The organism is Cupriavidus sp. 05L310 (genome assembly GCF_056398185.1).
Genome location: NZ_JBFTOX010000018.1, coordinates 74,534 through 92,624 on the forward strand (window position 1 = coordinate 74,534; position 18,091 = coordinate 92,624).

The 18,091-nt window shown below is 64.4% G+C and carries 17 protein-coding genes; 1 reads left to right on the forward strand and 16 read right to left on the reverse strand.

Annotation, left to right across the window (positions count from 1 at the left end):
- Positions 1-25 precede the first annotated feature (25 nt).
- The 7 genes from AC1DS6_RS15260 to AC1DS6_RS15290 form a co-directional block, all read right to left on the reverse strand.
- Positions 26-904, reverse strand: a complete 879-nt coding sequence (locus AC1DS6_RS15260; RefSeq protein ID WP_441630113.1) for an urease accessory protein UreD — start codon at positions 902-904, stop codon at positions 26-28.
- 211 nt (positions 905-1,115) lie between these two features.
- Positions 1,116-1,808, reverse strand: coding sequence for an urea ABC transporter ATP-binding subunit UrtE (gene urtE / locus AC1DS6_RS15265; RefSeq protein ID WP_035868638.1), 693 nt, complete (start codon positions 1,806-1,808; stop codon positions 1,116-1,118).
- Positions 1,809-1,839: 31 nt separating this feature from the next.
- Entirely contained in the window at positions 1,840-2,688 is an 849-nt protein-coding gene (urtD, locus tag AC1DS6_RS15270; RefSeq protein ID WP_441630117.1) for an urea ABC transporter ATP-binding protein UrtD, read from the reverse strand.
- A complete protein-coding gene (urtC, locus tag AC1DS6_RS15275) occupies positions 2,685-3,890 on the reverse strand; it encodes an urea ABC transporter permease subunit UrtC (protein ID WP_441630173.1) in 1,206 nt (401 codons plus the stop codon). The genes urtD and urtC overlap by 4 nt, the downstream gene beginning before the upstream one ends.
- Complete coding sequence (gene urtB, locus AC1DS6_RS15280; RefSeq protein ID WP_441630119.1) at positions 3,890-5,527, reverse strand: urea ABC transporter permease subunit UrtB; 1,638 nt, start codon at positions 5,525-5,527, stop codon at positions 3,890-3,892. The genes urtC and urtB overlap by 1 nt, the downstream gene beginning before the upstream one ends.
- A gap of 190 nt (positions 5,528-5,717) precedes the next feature.
- Positions 5,718-6,983: an urea ABC transporter substrate-binding protein gene (gene urtA / locus AC1DS6_RS15285; RefSeq protein WP_441630121.1), complete on the reverse strand. Its 1,266-nt coding sequence runs from the start codon at positions 6,981-6,983 to the stop codon at positions 5,718-5,720.
- Between the two features lie 166 nt (positions 6,984-7,149).
- Entirely contained in the window at positions 7,150-7,509 is a 360-nt protein-coding gene (locus AC1DS6_RS15290; protein ID WP_441630123.1) for a hypothetical protein, read from the reverse strand.
- A 205-nt stretch (positions 7,510-7,714) separates the two neighbouring features.
- Between AC1DS6_RS15290 and AC1DS6_RS15295 the strand changes: the two genes are divergently transcribed.
- Positions 7,715-9,016 carry an MFS transporter gene (locus AC1DS6_RS15295; protein WP_441630125.1) on the forward strand — a complete coding sequence of 434 codons (1,302 nt, stop codon included), beginning with the start codon at positions 7,715-7,717 and terminating at the stop codon, positions 9,014-9,016.
- Between the two features lie 77 nt (positions 9,017-9,093).
- Here AC1DS6_RS15295 and AC1DS6_RS15300 read toward each other — a convergent pair whose 3' ends face one another.
- The 9 genes from AC1DS6_RS15300 to AC1DS6_RS15340 all read right to left on the reverse strand — a co-directional run bounded on the left by AC1DS6_RS15300 (position 9,094) and on the right by AC1DS6_RS15340 (position 18,089).
- Positions 9,094-9,573, reverse strand: a complete 480-nt coding sequence (locus AC1DS6_RS15300; RefSeq protein ID WP_035868658.1) for a MaoC family dehydratase — start codon at positions 9,571-9,573, stop codon at positions 9,094-9,096.
- A 76-nt stretch (positions 9,574-9,649) separates the two neighbouring features.
- A complete protein-coding gene (locus AC1DS6_RS15305; RefSeq protein ID WP_441630128.1) occupies positions 9,650-10,099 on the reverse strand; it encodes a MaoC family dehydratase in 450 nt (149 codons plus the stop codon).
- A 107-nt stretch (positions 10,100-10,206) separates the two neighbouring features.
- Positions 10,207-11,325, reverse strand: coding sequence for an acyl-CoA dehydrogenase family protein (locus tag AC1DS6_RS15310; protein ID WP_276288737.1), 1,119 nt, complete (start codon positions 11,323-11,325; stop codon positions 10,207-10,209).
- A 13-nt stretch (positions 11,326-11,338) separates the two neighbouring features.
- Positions 11,339-12,541 (reverse strand): acyl-CoA dehydrogenase family protein, encoded by a 1,203-nt coding sequence (locus tag AC1DS6_RS15315; RefSeq protein ID WP_035868668.1) that lies wholly within the window; start codon positions 12,539-12,541, stop codon positions 11,339-11,341.
- A gap of 95 nt (positions 12,542-12,636) precedes the next feature.
- Positions 12,637-13,083 carry a DUF1178 family protein gene (locus AC1DS6_RS15320; protein WP_441630131.1) on the reverse strand — a complete coding sequence of 149 codons (447 nt, stop codon included), beginning with the start codon at positions 13,081-13,083 and terminating at the stop codon, positions 12,637-12,639.
- Between the two features lie 1,039 nt (positions 13,084-14,122).
- Positions 14,123-14,746, reverse strand: coding sequence for an NUDIX domain-containing protein (locus tag AC1DS6_RS15325; RefSeq protein ID WP_477102670.1), 624 nt, complete (start codon positions 14,744-14,746; stop codon positions 14,123-14,125).
- A 51-nt stretch (positions 14,747-14,797) separates the two neighbouring features.
- On the reverse strand, positions 14,798-15,106 hold the full coding sequence (locus AC1DS6_RS15330) for a DUF2818 family protein (protein ID WP_441630135.1): 309 nt from the start codon (positions 15,104-15,106) through the stop codon (positions 14,798-14,800).
- Positions 15,107-15,128: 22 nt separating this feature from the next.
- Positions 15,129-16,604, reverse strand: coding sequence for an NADH-quinone oxidoreductase subunit NuoN (gene nuoN / locus AC1DS6_RS15335; protein ID WP_035868681.1), 1,476 nt, complete (start codon positions 16,602-16,604; stop codon positions 15,129-15,131).
- A gap of 18 nt (positions 16,605-16,622) precedes the next feature.
- A complete protein-coding gene (locus AC1DS6_RS15340; protein ID WP_441630137.1) occupies positions 16,623-18,089 on the reverse strand; it encodes an NADH-quinone oxidoreductase subunit M in 1,467 nt (488 codons plus the stop codon).
- Between the last annotated feature and the right edge of the window lie 2 nt (positions 18,090-18,091).

Here is an 18,091-nt window from a genome sequence, read left to right on the forward strand (position 1 = left end):
TGTCCGGTACGCGGCCGGCAAGCGCCTACGTCGCCCACAGCCTCAGCGGCCTGGCGGCAACGCCGTGGATGGGCTCGCGCAATGCGCTCCATGCGCTTACCATCAGATGCCTGACCGCCTCCATCTGCGCACCCAGCACGCGCAGCAGCAGCATGGACTGGCCATCCTGCTCAAACCGCGTCACGCCGGCACGCAGGTCCGGCCCATACGGCAGCCGTTCGGCAAGCGCTTCGGCCAGTTCCTGCGTGGCACCCTCGCCCACCGCCCACAGCGTGCCCATCACATTGAGCCCATCCAGCCCGGCCACCGCATGCCGCAGCGCGGAGCCGGCGTCCAGTTGCGCGCTTTCGATCCACAGCGGGCGCGTACCGCCATTCACCGTGGTCTCCATGACCAGCGATCCGCGCGCCCACGTTTCGCCGCTGGCCTGGCGGCCCAGCACGACGGCATCCCAGCCGATCGCGCTGGCGCCGGGCGCCACCGTCACGGTGGTGGCAAGGCGCGCGTGCGCGTCGTCGAATACGATGTTTTCCTGCGGCAGCCAGTCCACCCGCGCGCCGGCTTGCAGCGTCAGCGTGACGCGTTGCGCGGCCTCGCGGCCGAGCGACTTGTACCACTTGGTGGCGCCGGGCGTCGCCAGCACCGCATGGGCGCCCGCCTCCACCGTCACCTCGATCTCCAGGCTGTCGCCGCCGGCCACGCCGGCGGGCGGATGCAGGATCACCACGTGGCAGATCGCCCCCCCTGCGCCCTCTGGATAGAGCGGCTTTTGCACCAGCAATGGCCCCCGGTGGCGGCGCTCGGCCAGCACACTGCGTTCGCCGCGCGCGGCAAACCGCAGGCGCAGGCTGGCCTCCCATGCGGGCGGCACGGCAAGGGTCGAAGGAAAGTCTGGATGACGCATGGGCGATGGAAAGGCGGACGCTGCCGGTGATGCGTGGCGCGCTCGATGCGGGCATCATAGCGCGGGGTCGGTGCGGCTGGAAGCGGTATTGTCGGCGCGCGGCATCTGGCGGATTGGCATGCTCTTCGCTACTGCCGACGCAAGCTCTCTGCCCCGGCAGCCGCTTTATGTTCAGCCACGGCTCTCTCGCCGGACAAACCCACGACCTCCCTTACACCGCGATCAGCTCCCGCACCCCCTCCTCTTCCATTCTTGCCCCCTCCCCTCTCGCCACCACCTCACCGCGGCTCATCACGACGTAGTGATCCGCCAGATGCCGGGCGAACTCGTAATACTGTTCCACCAGCAGCACCGTCATGCCGAACTCGTCCACCAGCAGCCGCAGCGCGCGGCCGATGTCCTGGATGATGGAAGGCTGGATGCCCTCGGTCGGCTCGTCCAGGATCAGCAGCTCCGGCTCGCTCATCAACGCGCGGCCGATTGCCAGTTGCTGCTGCTGGCCGCCCGAGAGATCGCCGCCCCGGCGCTGGCGCATGCTGCGCAACACCGGGAACAACTGGTAGATCCGGTCGGGCACGCCGGCCGGGCGCTTCAGGCTCGCGGCGCCGATCAGCAGGTTCTCCTCCACCGTCAGGCGCGGGAATATCTCGCGTCCCTGCGGCACGTAGGCGAGCCCGGATGCCACGCGCTCGTACGGCGGCTTCTTTTCCAGCGCGTGCCCCGCCCAGCTGATGCTGCCGCTCCTCGTGGGCACCACGCCCATCAGGCATTTGAGCAGGGTGCTCTTGCCCACGCCGTTACGGCCCAGCAAGGTCGTCAGCTTGCCTTGCGGCACCTCGAAGGTGACATTGCGCAGGATGTGGCTGCCGCCGTAGAACTGGTTGAGTGCATTGACCTGCAACATGGTTTGGTTTCCTTTATCTACGCGTGCGCGCTTACCGGCCCAGATAGGATTCGATCACGCGCTCCTCGCGCTTGACGGCGTCGAGCGTGCCTTCGGCCAGCACGCTGCCTTCGGCCAGCACCGTGACCTTGCCGCTATCGCCGGCCAGCGCCGCGACAAATTCCATGTCGTGCTCCACCACCATCATTGAGCAGGTGCCGCGCAGGCTGTTCAGCAGCTGGGCCAGTTGCATGGTTTCCTCGTCGGTCATGCCGGCCACCGGCTCGTCGAGCAGCAGCAACTGCGGTTGCTGCATCAGCAGCATGCCGATCTCGAGCCGCTGCTTCTGCCCATGCGACAGCATGCCGGCCGGGCGATACGCTTCATCTTCCAGCCCCGTCAACGCCAGCGTTTCCTCGATGCGGCGATGCCCTTGCGCCCCCAGGCGCGCCCGCAAGGAAGAGAACCAGCGCTTGTCGCCCTTCATCGCCAGTTCCAGGTTCTCCCACACCTCGTGCTGCTCGAACACGGTGGGCTTCTGGAACTTGCGGCCGATGCCGGTCTGCGCGATCTTGGGCTCGGTCATGCGCATCAGGTCGATGCTCTGCCCGAGGAACACGCGCCCGCTCACATTGGCATTGCGTGGCCCGGTCTTGCCGGTGATCACGTCCATCATCGTGGTCTTGCCCGCGCCATTGGGACCGATCACGCAGCGCAGTTCGCCGTGGTCGATCGACAGCGTGAGCTGGTTGAGCGCGCGGAAGCCATCGAACTGCACAGTCACGTCTTCCAGGTAAAGGATGGGACCGTGCGAGACATCGATGACGCCGGGCTCCAGCACGCGGCCGAGGCCGGTGGTGCCCCCGCTTTCCGCCTGCTGCGCTCCGAGTGCGGCGTTCATGCTTCACCTCCGCTGCGGGTAACGTTGGCCGGCGCGCCGGCCGATGTGCCTTGTGCAACCGGGTGCCTGGCACGCATGCCGCGCACGCGCTTGATCAGGCCGATCACGCCGTCCGGCAGGTACAGCGTGACCAGCACGAACATCGCGCCCAGCAGGAACAGCCAGTACTCGGCGAAATAAGCCGTGAACATCGTCTTGGCGCCGTTGACAAGGAAGGCGCCGATGATCGGGCCGATCAGCGTGCCGCGTCCGCCCACGGCGACCCACACCGCCATCTCGATGGAGTTGGCCGGCGACATCTCGCCCGGGTTGATGATGCCCACCTGCGGCACGTAAAGCGCGCCGGCAATGCCGCATAGCACCGCCGAGAACGTCCACACGAAGAGCTTGTAGCCAAGCGGGTTGTAGCCGGAGAACATCACGCGCATCTCCGCATCGCGCACCGCCGTCACCACGCGGCCAAGCTTGGAGGTGACGATGTAGCGGCAGGCGATAAAGCCGGCCAGCAAGGCAAGGAACGTCAGCACGAACAGCGCGGTACGGGTTTCGGGCGCGGCCACGGCAAAACCGGCGATGCGCTTGAAATCGGTGAAGCCGTTGTTGCCGCCGAAGCCGGTCTCGTTGCGGAAGAACAGCAGCATCGCGGCATAGGTCATGGCCTGCGTGATGATGGACAGGTACACACCCTTGATGCGCGAGCGGAAGGCGAAGAAGCCGAACAGCCACGCCAGCACGCCGGGCACCAGCACCACCAGCAGCATGGCGTAGCCAAGATGTTCGGTGCCATGCCAGAACCACGGCAACTCCTTCCAGTCGAGGAAGACCATGAAGTCCGGCAGGTCGCTTTTGTAGACACCTTCACGGCCGATGGCGCGCATCAGGTACATGCCCATGGCATAGCCGCCGAGCGCGAAGAACAGCCCGTGGCCCAGGCTGAGGATGCCGCAGTAGCCCCACACCAGGTCCAGCGCGATCGCGGCCAGCGCGAAGCACATGATCTTGCCGATCAGCGTCAGCGCATAGGCCGACAGATGCATCGGATGGCCTTCGGGCAACAGCAGCGCGCACACCGGCACGCCGATGCCCGCCACCAGCGCGATCGCCAGCAGCGCCGCCCAGCCGCGGCCCGAGAACAGCGGCTGGCGTTCCGGCACCGCCAGCCGGAATCCGGTCGCGGATTGTTTCGATGTTGAAGTCTGCATCATGCCTCCGCGCTGCGCCCTTTGAGCGCGAACAGTCCTTGCGGGCGCTTCTGGATGAAGAGCACGATCAGCACCAGGACAAAGATCTTGGCCAGCACCGCACCGTAGAACGGCTCGATGAACTTGTTGATAAGGCCCAGCCCGAAGGCACCGATGATGGTGCCCGCCAGTTGCCCCACGCCGCCCAGCACCACTACCATGAAGGAGTCGATGATGTAGGCCTGCCCGAGGTCGGGCCCCACATTACCGATCTGCGACAAGGCGCAGCCACCGAGCCCGGCAATGCCCGCACCGAACGCGAAAGCGTAGCTATCCACTTTCCAGGTGCGCACGCCCACGCAGGCCGCCATGGTGCGGTTCTGCGTGGTGGCGCGCACGAACAGGCCCAGGCGGGTGCGGTTGAGCACGGCCCATGCCACCGCCACCACCGCCAGCGCGAACACGATGATGATCATGCGGTTGTAGGGCAACACCATCCCCGGCAGCCATTCAACGCCACCGCTCATCCAGGAGGGATTGGCCACTTCCACGTTCTGCGCGCCGAACAGCGTGCGCACCGCCTGCATCAGCAGCAGGCTCACGCCAAACGTCGCCAGCAGCGTTTCCAGCGGACGGCCGTAGAGATGGCGCAGCACCAGCCGCTCCAGCACGAAGCCAACCACGGCCGATGCCAGGAACGATGCTGGCAGCGCAAAAAGCAGGTACCAGTCGAAGGCACCGGCGAAATGCGCCCGGAATACGCCTTGCACCATATAGGTGGCGTACGCGCCGATCATCAGGAATTCTCCGTGCGCCATATTGATGACGCCGATCAGGCCATAGGTAATGGCCAGGCCCAGCGCGGCCAGCAGCAGCACGCTGCCCAGGCTCAGGCCGGCGAAGAGGTTGCCGATGAGTTCGGCGCGGCGCTGGTCGCCGCGCAGGGCATCGAGCGCCTGCTGGGCGGCGCCTCGCAGTTCGGCGTCGGGCTCGCGGTATTTGCCGGCTTCGTCACGCTCCAGCAGTGGCTGCAGCTTCTGCCGGCTTTGCGGATTGCTGTCGCGCCCGAGAATATGAATGGCTTCCAGCCGTTCGTCGCGATTGCCCTCGGCCAGCACGATATTGGCCCAGATCACATCGAGCTTGGCACGCAGGCCGGCATCGGCCTCGGCCTTGCGCGCGGCTTCCACCACCGGGCGCGAGGCGCTGCCGGGCTGGTCCAGCAGCGTGTTGACGGCCTGCGTGCGCACCGCCGCATCGGGCGATTGCAGCAGCGTGCTGCTGGCGGCACTGTCCACCAGCGCGCGCAGGCTGTTGTTAAGGGTCAGCGCTTCGAGCGCATCGGGCTTGACCGTGACCGGTTTGCCGCTGATGGCGTCCACCAGCTTGTCGCCGTCCTGGCGCACCATGCCGACGCCGGGCGCGTATTGCAGCGTATCGTCTTGCAGCGCCTTGAGAATGGGGCCCGCCTCCGCCACCGGCGCCTTGGTGAGCGCGGTGATGGCGGCAGTCTTGGCATCGAAGTCGTCTTCGGCCAGTGGCTTCAGGTCGGCCTGCGTCAGCGGCGCGGCCCACAGCGGGCACGCGGCGAGCAGCAGCAACGCTGCCAGCATGGCGCGCAACCGTGAAGCGAAAGAGAACGATAAGGGTCGGTGCATAAGGTTTGCGATCGCGCGCAGGAAGCGCGCGACCACCTTGGTCGGCGTGACGGGTTTTGCTTTGCGCCGCGGCCCTGAAGCGGCCCGCGGCAGTGAAACAAAGTCGGTTTGCTCCCCTCTCCCGAAGGCGGAGAACAAACACCGGACAGCTTGCGGGCGCGGTCTTCTCGACGCAGGCCCGCCCGCGGTCTTACATCACCTTGTCCGGCTTGCCTTCGTTACCCGCGATGAACGGGCTCCACGGCTGCGCGCGCACTGCCTTCGGCGTCTTCCACACCACCGTGAACTGGCCGTCGCCCTTGACCTCGCCGATCATCACCGGCTTGTACAGGTGATGGTTCTCGCCCATGGTCAACGTGAAGCCGTCCGGCGCCTTGAAGGTCTGGCCATACATCGCGGCGCGCACCTTGTCGGTATCGGTGGTGCCGGCCTTCTTCACGGCTTGCGCCCACATATGGATGCCCACGTAGGTGGCTTCCATCGGGTCGTTCGTCACGCGCTTGTCGCCGCCCGGCAGGTTGTTGGCCTTGACCCATGCCGCCCATTGCTTCTTGAAGGCTTCGTTTTCCGGGTTCTTGACCGACATGAAGTAGTTCCATGCGGCCAGGTGGCCCACCAGCGGCTTGGTGTCGATGCCGCGCAGCTCTTCCTCGCCGACAGAGAACGCCACCACCGGCACGTCCTTGGCCTTGAGGCCGGCGTTGCCCAGTTCCTTGTAGAAAGGCACGTTGGAGTCGCCGTTGATGGTGGAGATCACCGCGGTCTTGCCGCCTTGCGAGAACTTCTTGATATTGGCGACGATGGTCTGGTAATCGCTGTGGCCAAACGGCGTGTAGACCTCTTCGATATCCTTGTCCGCCACGCCCTTGCTCTTCAGGAAGGCCCGCAGGATCTTGTTGGTGGTGCGCGGGTAGACGTAGTCGGTGCCCAGCAGGAAGAAGCGCTTGGCGCCGCCGCCCTCCTTGCTCATCAGGTATTCCACGGCGGGAATGGCCTGCTGGTTGGGTGCGGCGCCGGTATAGAAGACGTTCTTGGACATCTCCTCGCCTTCATACTGCACCGGGTAGAACAGCAGTGAGTTCAGCTCTTCATAAACGGGCAGCACCGACTTGCGCGAAACCGAGGTCCAGCAGCCGAAGGTGACGGCAACCTTGTCCTTGGTGATCAGCTGGCGCGCCTTCTCGGCGAACAGCGGCCAGTTGGAAGCGGGATCGACCACGACCGGCTCAAGCTTGCGGCCAAGCACACCACCGCTCTTGTTGATCTCGTCGATCGTCATCAACGCCACGTCCTTGAGCGACGTCTCGGAAATGGCCATGGTGCCGGACAGCGAATGCAGGATACCGACCTTGATCGGCTCCTTGGACTGCGCCAATGCCAGCGGGCTAACACCTGCCGTTGCGAAGAATGCCGCGGCGGCTACCGCCGACAGTTTCAGCATGTCACGTCTTTTCATTGCAGCTCCCAGATTGTCGTGTTGGATAAGGAACAACGCACCCCGGGTACACCTTCTGCAACTAGCATGCCATGGCATACAAGCTTGTATACATGGTTGCACACACCGCCTGGCGAGCCTCCGGCGGCGGCCACGCGCCATGCCGCACCACGATAGTGCGGATACGTCACGCACCAAGCCAGTGCGGCGTCAGCGGCTGAATCAGATTGGGGCATCCGCCGGCGCGCATGCTGCGGCGTGACTTGCCCGAATCCCGAATCGGCTCTATGGTGGCCGTTCGCTTGCGCGCCGTGCCCTTGCCGCATATTGCGCAGACAAGCAGAAAACAGCACGACGGAGACAACCCATTGAACGCGTCAGCGGCGCCAGGGAACCAGATCGTCATCATCGGCGCGAGTGTGGCCGACATGTGCATGGGCATCCGGCTCAGGCAAGCCTGCATCGATACCTTCGTCGTCTTCGGGAATGCCGGCACGGTGGGCGGCACCTGGCGCGACAACACCTGTCCGGGCCGCGGCTGCGACATTCCCTCCCGCCTGCACCGCTTCTCCTTCGCGCCAAAGCCTGGACCGGTCCAGCGCATGCTTGCCACAGCCGGAAATCCCCGAGCGCTTCGGCCCGCTCGGGCACGTCCGCTATGGCACTGATCGCGCAGCACCTGGATTGAACGGAACCATCAAGCCGGCTTTTTGAACATCCCATCCCAACCAGCAACGCCTCCAGGCAAACCGATGACCACACTTCCGTCATACCAGCCACGCAGCGCCTGGGCCATGGCCTCGATGCTGACCTGGCTGTCGCTGATCAACTTCCTCGACAAGATCGTGCTGGGCATGGTGGCCGTGCCGCTGATGGCGGACCTGAAGCTGCCGCCGGCGGAGTTCGGCCTGATCGCCAGCAGCTTCTTCTGGCTGTTTTCGCTGTCCACCGTGCTGGTGGGATTTCTGTCCAATCGCGTGGCCACGCGCTGGCTGCTGCTGGCGATGGGCCTGTCGTGGGCCCTGCTGCAAATACCGCTGGCGCTGGCCACCTCGGCCATGACCATTCTCTTGTGCCGCATGCTGCTTGGCGCGGCCGAGGGCCCGGCCTTCCCGATCTCCGTGCATGCGTTATTCAAATGGTTTCCCGACCACAAGCGCAATCTGCCGGTGGCGGTGGTCAACCAGGGCGCGACGGCGGGCCTGCTGCTGGCGGGCTTGCTGATCCCGCTGGTGACGATGCATTGGGGATGGCGCGCCAACTTCATGATCCTCGCCGCCATCGGCGCGGCATGGAGTGCGATGTGGCTCTGCGTGGGACGCGAGGGGCCGCTGGCGCAGGCGAGCGACCGGCGCCCCGGCGCCGCGGCCATGCCCGTGCGGCTGCCCTATCGCCGCATCTTCCGCGACCCGACCGTGCTTTCCTGCCTGGCCATCGGCTTCTGCGCGTACTGGGCGCTGGCGCTGGGGCTGACCTGGCTGCCGGCCTACCTGGAGAAAGGCCTCGGCTTCGACCCGGTCACCACCGGGCGCTGGTATGCGGCCATCGTGGCCTCGGCCATGCCCGTCACGCTGATCCTTAGCTGGCTGTCGCAACGCATGTTGCGCGGCGGCGCGTCGTCGCGGCTGGCGCGCGGCGTGATCATCTCGATCGCCGCGCTGGTGGGCGGCTGCGTGTACCTGGTGATCGCGTCGGTAACGCTGGCCCCCGTCCCGAAGACCTTGCTGATTGCCGTGGCGGCATGCCTGCCCCCCGTGGGCTTCGCGCTGACGCCGGCGATGCTGGCGCAGATCGTACCGGAGGCCCAGCGCGGGAGCGTGCTGTCCATCCACACGGCGCTGATCACGCTGGCGGGCATCCTGGCCCCGGCCGTGGTGGGGCAACTGGTGCAGCGCCACGGCATGATCGGTGGCTTCGAAGTGGGATTCACGATCAACGCCATGCTGCTGATGGTGGCCGGCGTGATCGGCCTGTGCTGGCTGAATCCCGAGCGCTCGGCCAAGGCCCTGGCGGCGGCCACGCATGACATGACGGCGGCGCGCTCGCCCGCCTGAGCCCGGCCCCCGCTCAGCGGGCAAACCCCACCAGGCAGCGGCCGCCGCGCACCCGTTGCGGCGGTGGCCTTCAGTGATTACGAATAACGCCGGCTGATCGACTCAGCGACGCACACCGGCCGCTCGCTGCCTTCGCGCTCCACGGTGACTTCCCAGTTCGACTGGGCGCCGACCAGCGCGGGCGCGTTCGGCAGCGGCTCCAGTCGCTCCACCGACAGCAGCTTCACGCGGGCGCGCAGGCGGCTGCCCACCGGTACCGGCGCGGTAAAGCGCACACGGTTCAGGCCATAGTTGACGCCCATCTTGACGCCCGGCATGTCGATCGCGTTGTGCATGAAGGCCGGCAGCAGCGACAGGGTCAGGAAGCCGTGCGCTACCGGGCCGCCAAACGGAGACTCGCGCCGGGCGCGCTCCACGTCGACATGGATCCATTGATGATCGCCAGTGGCTTCGGCGAACAGGTTGACCTGCTGCTGGGTGATTTCAATCCAGTCGCTGACGGCCACTTCCTGGCCCTGCAGGCTTTCCAGTTCTTCGAGCGAAGCGATGGTACGCATGGTGTCTCCTAGTTGTTGTGATGGCCGGGATGGCCGGGATTCAATCGAGGTGCGTGCTGCCCCGGTGCAAGCGCTTTCAGGCTGGGCGGCGGCCGTACATACCCATGCCCTTGACGGTGCAGACCAGTTCGCCGCGCTGATTGGTGGCTTCCCACTGGGTGTGCACCACGCCGCGATCGGGCTTGGACGACGAGGCGCGCGCATCCAGCACGACCAGCGATACGCTCAGCGTGTCACCCGCGTAAACCGGCTTGAGCCAGCGGATTTCGTCCACACCGGGCGAGCCCATGCTGGCCGCCTTGCTGGTCATGTTGTCCACCAGCAGGCGCATCATGATCGAGCAGGTCATCCAGCCGCTGGAGATCAGGCCCTTGTAGATGCTCTTCTGCGCGGCATCCTTGTCGATATGGAAGGGCTGCGGATCATACTGGCGGGCAAAGGTGAGGATCTCTTCCTCGGTCACCAGGTGGGACCCCAGATCGCGCTTGCTGCCGACGCTAAAGTCTTCGAAATAGAGGGTGGGCATGAATGGCTCCGTCAACGAAAGCTATGGCGATGTCCATGTAGCGAGGACAATGCATAACAAAAAACCGCGCCTGGAACAACCGGCGCGGTTCTTTTACTCAACCTGGATCAGACCGTTTCCAGGAAACCGGGCTGTGTCGCAAAGCGGCCCAGGTGATGATCGACATCCCCGAAGGTCGTGTTGATCAGCGTCAGGCGCTTGAACATATGCGCCGCCGGCAGTTCGTCGGTGACGCCCATGCCGCCGTGGATCTGCACCGCTTCCTGGCCGACCGAGCGAGCCGCCTGGCCCACGCGTGCCTTGGCTGCGGAGGCGAAGCGCCGGCGTTCTTCCGGGCTGGCCTCGTCGAACTTGGCGGCGGCCAGCAGCGTGATCGAGCGCGATTGCTCGGCGTGGATGAACATCTCCACCATCCGATGCTGCAGCGCCTGGAAACGCGCGATCGGCACGCCGAACTGCTGGCGGGTCTTGGCGTATTCCAGCGTCGCCGCATTGAGCGCATCCATCACGCCCACCGCTTCCGAGCACAGCAGCACGGCGGCGTAGTCGGCCGCCTGCTCGATCAGCGCAAACGCGGCGCCTTCGGTGCCCAGCAGTTCGCCCGGCGCGTCCTTGAAGGTGATATCGGCAGCGCGCAGGTTGTCGATGGTGCGGTAGTCGGTGATGCTGACGCCAGCTGCCTTCGGGTCCACCAGGAACAGCGAAATGCCATTGGTATCGGCATCGGCGCCGCTGGTGCGAGCCGAGACAACCAGCTTGCCGGCTTGCGCGCCGTGAATGGTCACGACCTTGCGGCCGTTGAGCTTGCCGCCCTTGGCCGTCACGCGCACGTCGTTGAGCGCATAGCGTGCATGCGGCTCATTGAAGGCAACCGCCAGCTTCAGCTCACCGGCGGCGACCTGCTCCAGCAGCGCGTCCTGGCCGCCGGCCAGCTTGAGCGCGTATGCGGCAACCACGGTGGCGAAGTACGGCTCGACCACCAGGCCGCGGCCCAGTTCCTGCATCACCACCATCATGTCGACGGGCGTGCCCGAGAAGCCGCCCTGCGCTTCAGGCACCGGCAGCGCGGTCAGGCCGAGCTCGACCAGAGCGCCCCAGGCGGCATCGCTATGGCCGGCTTCGGCCTTGATGCCCTTCTTGCGGGTTTCGAAATCGTAGTCTTTGTCGATGAAGCGGTGGACGGCGTCAGCCAGTTGCTTCTGTTCGTCGCTGAGATTGAAGTTCATATCGCGTGTCTCCTCACAGCCCCAGGATCATCTGGCTGATGATGTTCTTCTGAATTTCGTTGGACCCGCCGTAGATGGAGGTCTTGCGATAGTTGAAGTAGTAAGCGGCGAGCGGCGCGGCATCGTCATAGCCGGTCACCGCGTGCTCGTGTTCGCATTCCAGGTAGGCGGTGTCGAACGGCTGGGCATAGGGGCCGACGGCCTCCACCATCAGTTCGGTCAGCATCTGCTGGATTTCCGTGCCCTTGATCTTGAGCATCGAGGCCTCGGGGCCGGGGCCCTTGCCGGCGCTCTCGCTCGACACCACGCGCAGCACGGTCAGTTCCAGCGCCATCAGTTCGATTTCCAGCGCGGCAACCTTGGCGCCGAACAGCGGATCTTCCAGCAACGGGCGGCCGTTCTTCTGCTGTTGCTTGGCAACGCGCTTGAGGAAACCCAGTTCGCGCTTGGAGTTGCCCACGCGGGCGATACCGGTGCGCTCATGGCCGAGCAGGTACTTGGCATAGGTCCAGCCGCGGTTCTCCTCGCCCACGCGGTTTTCCACCGGCACCTGGACGTTGTCGAAGAACACTTCGTTCACCTCATGCTCTTCGTCGAGCATGATGATCGGGCGCACGGTGATGCCCGGCGTCTTCATGTCGATCAGCAGGAAGGAAATGCCCTCTTGCTTCTTGGCTTCGGGATCGGTGCGGACCAGGCAGAAGATCATGTCGGCGTGCTGGCCGAGCGTGGTCCAGGTCTTCTGGCCGTTGACGATGTAGTGCTTGCCGTCCGAGGTCAGTTCGGCGCGGGTCTTCAGCGATGCGAGGTCGGAACCCGAACCCGGCTCCGAGTAACCCTGGCACCACCAGTCGGTGCAATCCAGGATGCGCGGGAGGTAGTACGACTTCTGCTCCTCGCTGCCGTACTTCATGATCACGGGCGCGACCATGGCCACGCCGAAGGGCAGCACGCCGGGTGCGCCGACGCGGGCATTTTCCTCGTCCCAGATATGGCGTTGCGTGGCGTTCCAGCCCGTACCGCCGTACTGGACCGGCCAGTGCGGCGCGGACCAGCCGCGGCCGGCCAGCAGCTTGTGCCAGCGCACCAGATCGTCGCGATTGGGGCGGCGGTGGTTCAGAATCTTGCTGCTGATTTCCGCCGGCAGGTTGGCCTCCAGCCAGCCGCGCACTTCGGCGCGGAAAGCATCGTCGGACGCCGAATAGTTGAGATCCATGCCCGTCTCCAGTGATGCCGGTGTGAGACCGGCAAATTGTTCTAGCTAGCGCGTCATGCGCCGGCAAGAGCACTGCCTCGGGCACAGGACGCTATTCAGTGAGCCGTCTGCTTGAGCGCATCCGGCACCACGAGCTGGAAAGTATCGATGCCTTCGTCGGCAAGCGCCTGCACTTCGTCCGGCGAAGCCGTTCCGCGGATCCCGCGTTCCGGCGCTTCGTCGTAATGCATGCGCCTGGCCTCTTCGGCAAAGCGTTCGCCCACGTCCTCGGTCTGCGCCAGCACCTGCTTTACCGCCTTCAGGTAAAGCGACTGCAGCGTTGCCGGCGCCGGGGCTTTCGCCTCGGCTGGCCTGCCAGCCGGCGCGGCGACCGCTCCCGAAAGATTCAGGCGCGGCGCGCTGGGCAGCCGGGTGATGGCATGGTCCTCGCAGACCGGACATTGGACGAGATTTTGCGAAATCTGCGATTGCGCATCGTCCTCCGAAGCAAACCAGCCCTCGAAACGATGGTCTTGCGCGCAGCGCAGGTCGAGCACCTTCATGATGTTTCCAGCCCGTCGAAAGCTATAGTATCCGCGAAACGGAATTTTGTGAACGGTCGTGCTAATTTTTTTGCGGCCATAACGGGGCCCTTGGTGGGAAAGCCTTGGGCGGGGGGGTGAGGAGGTATGGCTGCAATCACACGGCTAAAGAGGGATTTTACGCTTATGGGGGGTGGGATGCGTTGGGGCGCTGTTTCTTTGGGCGGCGATGGCTATTGCACCCGAAAGCCGTACGACATCATCTTGCGGGGCTGGTCGCTGTTTCTTTGAGCGGTGATGGCCCTTGGACCCAACAGCGTACGACATCCCCCTACGGGGGACGCCGGTCACTCTTCTTTGCTTCGGCAAAGAAGACTAACGAGAAGAAAGCCGACCCTGCCGGGGGCAGAGCAATCGCGGGTGCGAAGGGCGCTGGTTTCGTCGTATGGCCAATGGTTCTGCTGATATCTGCCGTTACCGGCCCGTACGGCATCGCAATAGCATGACCCATGGGTTTCGTGGTGGTGCCCCTGACCTCGTGTGCGGTGACCATTCTCACATCTGCCGTTACCGGCGCGGCCTACCACGACACATCACATGCCAATGGTTTCGTGGTGGGGCGGGCGCGGTGGTGATGGCCTCAGGCATATCACTCGGTGCCACCGCGCCCACGACGGAACCGGCGCGCCTGCAACTTCGTGGCCGCCCGCTCCGCGAGCGACAGACGGCTTGAAGCAAGTGATGTTTGCTACCGGGGCCGCACCACGCTTCCCGGAAATTGGCAGGTTCGTGGCCGCTCAAACTGGTAGCGGCAGAAGCCCGCCGGCACTCCGGGCCGTACGACGAAACCACCGATATTCGAAAGCCTTATTGCTCTGCTCCCGGCAGGGTCGGCTTTCTTCTCGTTAGTCTTCTTTGCCGAGGCAAAGAAGAGTGACCGGCGTCCCCCGCAGGGGGATGTCGTACGCACTTGGGTGCAAGAGCCATCGCCGCTCAAGAAAAAACCAAAGGAACAAAAACCGATGACTCCACCCTCAGCCAGCCCCCGCCCAATCCCCCTTTACCCCGGCAACACCTGCTCCCCCGCCTCCCATATCCCCGACACCACCTTCTCCAACCAGAAAGCCCCAATGATCGTCTTGACGTCGGTAATCCGCCCCGAACGCACCCAATCGATCACCTGCCCCGCCGGCACGATAAACGTCTCGAGGAATTCGCCTTCATCGAGCTGGGCGGGCCCAGCGGTCAGGTCCCGAGCCAGGAAGATATCGATAAACTCGGTCGAGTAGGAAATGACGGGATGGATCCGAGTGAGGTAATCCCAACGCCGCGCGCTATAGCCAGTTTCCTCACGCAACTCGCGCTCGCCACAGCGCTGCGCGCCCTCCTGGGGGTCCAGCTTGCCAGCAGGAAACTCAAGCATCACTTCACCAACGGGATAGCGATACTGCCGCTCCAACAGCACAGTCCCATCGTCGAATAGCGGAATCATCATCACCGCGCCAGGATGCAGTACGTATTCGCGCCCGGCATGCTTGCCGTCGGGCAGCTTGACGATGTCCTGCTTGAGCGTGAGGAATTTGCCTGTGTGCAGCGTGGCGGACGCCACGCAGGTTTCTTTCAGGCCCTGATCGTCGCCAGCGGCGATAGCACCGGCGTCCAGCATGTCAATCTTGTCGCTCATGAAAGCTCCGGGTCCGGACGCGGCCGGCCCGGGCGCCTTCGCTACCCGGCCTCAGGCCGCGCGATGTTTGACGAGATACTGCCAAGTGAAGCCCGGGAAGGCGAACACCAGCATCATGCAACCGGTGATGGCGTAGAACTGCCAGCCTTGCGGGAAGGCGTTGCCCAGCCCAGCCTCCACGGCGAAGCCGGCCAGACCGGCCCCCACATACCAGGCAAACAATTCGCCCGCCCTGATCCACAGCGGCTTTTTGACAAAGCGCAGCGGGATCAGCGCGAACAATCGCTGGTTGACAAACGGCAGGTTGGCACAAACCAATGCCAGCAAGATGACAAACCAGCCCGCCGTCGATGAACTCATATCGCTACGCCGCCGTCGCGCATCAGGACGCCAGCGTGGCGCGGATGGCCTGGTAGCACAGGTTCATCAGCGCTGCCGGGAACAGGCCCAGGGCAATGATGACCGCGCCGTTCAGGGTCAGCATCGAACGCAGGCCGAAGCTCGATTCCAGCTTGCGCTCGTCGGCCGGCGCATCGAAATACATCAGCTTGACCACACGCAGATAGTAGAACGCGCCGATCAGCGAGAACAGCACCGCCACCACGGCCAGCCAGGTCATGCCGCTATGGACCACGGCCTCGAGCACGGCCAGCTTCGCGTAGAAGCCCATGGTCGGCGGAATGCCAGCCAGCGAGAACATCATCACCAGCATCAGCAGCGCGTACCAGGGATTCTTGCGCGACAGGCCCTTGAGGTCGTCCAGCGTCTCGGCTTCGAAATCCTTGCCGGCGCGCAGCAGGACGATGCCGAAAGTGCCCAGGGTGGTGATCACGTAGGTCACCGCGTAGAACATCGACGAACCGTAGGCGCTGGCCGCGCCATCGGCCTTGCCGTCAGCCACGCCGGACAGCATGCCCAGCAGCAGGAAGCCCATGTGCGAGATGGTGGAATACGCCAGCATCCGCTTCAGGTTGGTCTGCACGATGGCGGTCAGGTTGCCGATGGCCAGCGAGGCCACGGCCAGTACAGTCAGCATCACTTGCCAATCCACCGCCAGCGGCAACAGGCCTTCCACCAGCAGGCGCAGCGCCATGGCGAAGGCTGCCAGCTTCGGCGCACCGGCGATCAGCAGCGTCACCGCGGTCGGCGAGCCCTGGTAGATGTCCGGAATCCACATATGGAACGGCGCCGCGCCCATCTTGAATGCAATGCCCGCCACCAGGAAGACCACGCCGAATGCCAGCATGGTGGTGTTGACCCGGCCCGACTCCACGACACGGAACACTTCGCCAAGGTTCAGCGAACCGGTCGCACCATAGAGCATGGACATGCCATACAGCAGGAAACCCGACGCCAGCGCGCCCAGCACGAAGTACTTGATGGCCGATTCGGACGTCACGCGGTTGTCGCGGCGCAGGGCCACCAGCGCGTAGGACGCCAGCGACAGCAGTTCCAGGCCCAGGTACAGGGTCAGGAAGTTGTTGCCGGTGATCATCACGATCTGGCCGCCGAGCGTGAACAGCGCGAGCATGTAGAACTCGCCGCTGTACATGTCGCGGTCAGCCAGGTAGCTACGCGTATAGACCAGCGTGACGAACAGCGCGCCGGAGGCGAAGGCCGACAGCACATTGGCCATCGGGTCCACCACCACCAGGTTGGCGAAGGCGTAGTGCGTGTCGCCGGCGGCCGCGTTCAGGCCAAACCAGACGGTCAGCACGAGCGTGGTGAGTAGCGACAGCGGATAGGCCACGCTGGAGCGGCCCTTGCCCCGGGCAAGGTCGATCCAGTTGACCGCGGCGATGGCGATCGCCAGGAAAATGATTGGCGCCACAGGTGCCAATGTCGAGGACGGTTGCATGTTTGTTTCTCTCCCCGATTACAGCTTCGACTGCGCCACGTGCGACAGCAGGTTCACCACGGAAGCGTGCATCACATCGGTGAAGGGTTTCGGATACAGGCCCATATAGAGCGTCATGATCGCCAGCAGGCCAAGCATGAGGAACTCGCGCTTGTTCAGGTCGACCAGTTCGGCCACGTGCTTGTGCACCACGTCGCCAAAGATCACGCGCTTGACCATCCACAGCGAGTAGGCGGCGCCCAGGATCAACGCGGTGGCGGCCAGCAGGCCAATCCAGAAGTTGAACTTGACCGCGCCCAGGATCACCATGAACTCGCCGACGAAACCCGAGGTAGCCGGCAGGCCGCAGTTGGCCATGGCGAAGAACACCGACAGCGCCGCGAACTTCGGCATGGTGTTCACCACACCGCCGTAATCGGCGATCTGGCGCGAGTGCACGCGGTCATACAGCACGCCGATGCAAAGGAACATGGCGCCCGAGATAAAGCCGTGGGAGATCATCTGGATGATGCCGCCCTCGATGCCGATCTCGTTGAAGATGAAGAAACCCAGCGTGACGAAGCCCATGTGGGCGATCGACGAGTACGCCACCAGCTTCTTCATGTCGGCCTGCACCAGCGCGACCAGGCCGATGTAGATCACCGCGACCAGCGAGATCGTGATGATGAAGGCGGCCATGCTATGGCTGGCATCCGGTGCGATCGGCAGCGAGAAACGCAGGAAACCGTAGGCGCCCAGCTTCAGCATGATGGCGGCCAGCACCACCGAGCCGCCGGTTGGCGCTTCCACGTGGGCGTCCGGCAGCCAGGTGTGGACCGGCCACATCGGCACCTTGACCGCAAACGCCAGGAAGAAGGCAATGAACAGCGCGGTCTGCTCGCTCATCGACAGCTTGGCCTGGTGCCATTCGAGGATGTCGAAGGTACCGGTCTTGCTGTACAGATACAGCAGCGCAACCAGCGTCAGCAGCGAGCCAAGCAGCGTGTAGAGGAAGAACTTGAAGGCCGCGTACACACGGTTCGGGCCACCCCAGACGCCGATGATGATGTACATCGGGATCAGCGTGGCCTCGAAGAACACGTAGAACAGCATGCCGTTGAGCGCGCAGAACACGCCGACCATCAGGCCCGACAGGATCAGGAACGAGGCCATGTACTCGGCCACGCGCTCGGTGATCACTTCCCAGGCGGAGATCACCACGATCACCGTGATGAAGGCGGTCAGCACCACGAACCACATCGAGATGCCGTCGACACCCAGGTGGTAGTTGATGTTGAAGCGTTCGATCCACTCCGACTTCTCGACGAACTGCATGGCAGCCGTGGAACGGTCGAAGTGGAATACCAGCGGCAGCGTAACGAGGAAGCTGGCGATGGAGCCGAACAGCGACATCCAGCGGACGTAGCCGGGGCTACGGTCGGAACCCGAGGCAAGGACCAGCAAGCCAAAAAAGATCGGCAGCCAGATAGCGAAAGACAGAACCATTT

Bases quoted from the DNA above. Each gene is read 5' to 3' on its own strand.
- AC1DS6_RS15260 (WP_441630113.1), bottom strand. From the start codon at position 904: ATGCGTCATCCAGACTTTCCTTCGACCCTTGCCGTGCCGCCCGCATGG.
- urtE (WP_035868638.1), bottom strand. From the start codon at position 1,808: ATGTTGCAGGTCAATGCACTCAACCAGTTCTACGGCGGCAGCCACATC.
- urtD (WP_441630117.1), bottom strand. From the start codon at position 2,688: ATGAACGCCGCACTCGGAGCGCAGCAGGCGGAAAGCGGGGGCACCACC.
- urtC (WP_441630173.1), bottom strand. From the start codon at position 3,890: ATGCAGACTTCAACATCGAAACAATCCGCGACCGGATTCCGGCTGGCG.
- urtB (WP_441630119.1), bottom strand. From the start codon at position 5,527: ATGCACCGACCCTTATCGTTCTCTTTCGCTTCACGGTTGCGCGCCATG.
- urtA (WP_441630121.1), bottom strand. From the start codon at position 6,983: ATGAAAAGACGTGACATGCTGAAACTGTCGGCGGTAGCCGCCGCGGCA.
- AC1DS6_RS15290 (WP_441630123.1), bottom strand. From the start codon at position 7,509: ATGTCGCAGCCGCGGCCCGGACAGGTGTTGTCGCGCCAGGTGCCGCCC.
- AC1DS6_RS15295 (WP_441630125.1), top strand. From the start codon at position 7,715: ATGACCACACTTCCGTCATACCAGCCACGCAGCGCCTGGGCCATGGCC.
- AC1DS6_RS15300 (WP_035868658.1), bottom strand. From the start codon at position 9,573: ATGCGTACCATCGCTTCGCTCGAAGAACTGGAAAGCCTGCAGGGCCAG.
- AC1DS6_RS15305 (WP_441630128.1), bottom strand. From the start codon at position 10,099: ATGCCCACCCTCTATTTCGAAGACTTTAGCGTCGGCAGCAAGCGCGAT.
- AC1DS6_RS15310 (WP_276288737.1), bottom strand. From the start codon at position 11,325: ATGAACTTCAATCTCAGCGACGAACAGAAGCAACTGGCTGACGCCGTC.
- AC1DS6_RS15315 (WP_035868668.1), bottom strand. From the start codon at position 12,541: ATGGATCTCAACTATTCGGCGTCCGACGATGCTTTCCGCGCCGAAGTG.
- AC1DS6_RS15320 (WP_441630131.1), bottom strand. From the start codon at position 13,083: ATGAAGGTGCTCGACCTGCGCTGCGCGCAAGACCATCGTTTCGAGGGC.
- AC1DS6_RS15325 (WP_477102670.1), bottom strand. From the start codon at position 14,746: ATGAGCGACAAGATTGACATGCTGGACGCCGGTGCTATCGCCGCTGGC.
- AC1DS6_RS15330 (WP_441630135.1), bottom strand. From the start codon at position 15,106: ATGAGTTCATCGACGGCGGGCTGGTTTGTCATCTTGCTGGCATTGGTT.
- nuoN (WP_035868681.1), bottom strand. From the start codon at position 16,604: ATGCAACCGTCCTCGACATTGGCACCTGTGGCGCCAATCATTTTCCTG.
- AC1DS6_RS15340 (WP_441630137.1), bottom strand. From the start codon at position 18,089: ATGGTTCTGTCTTTCGCTATCTGGCTGCCGATCTTTTTTGGCTTGCTG.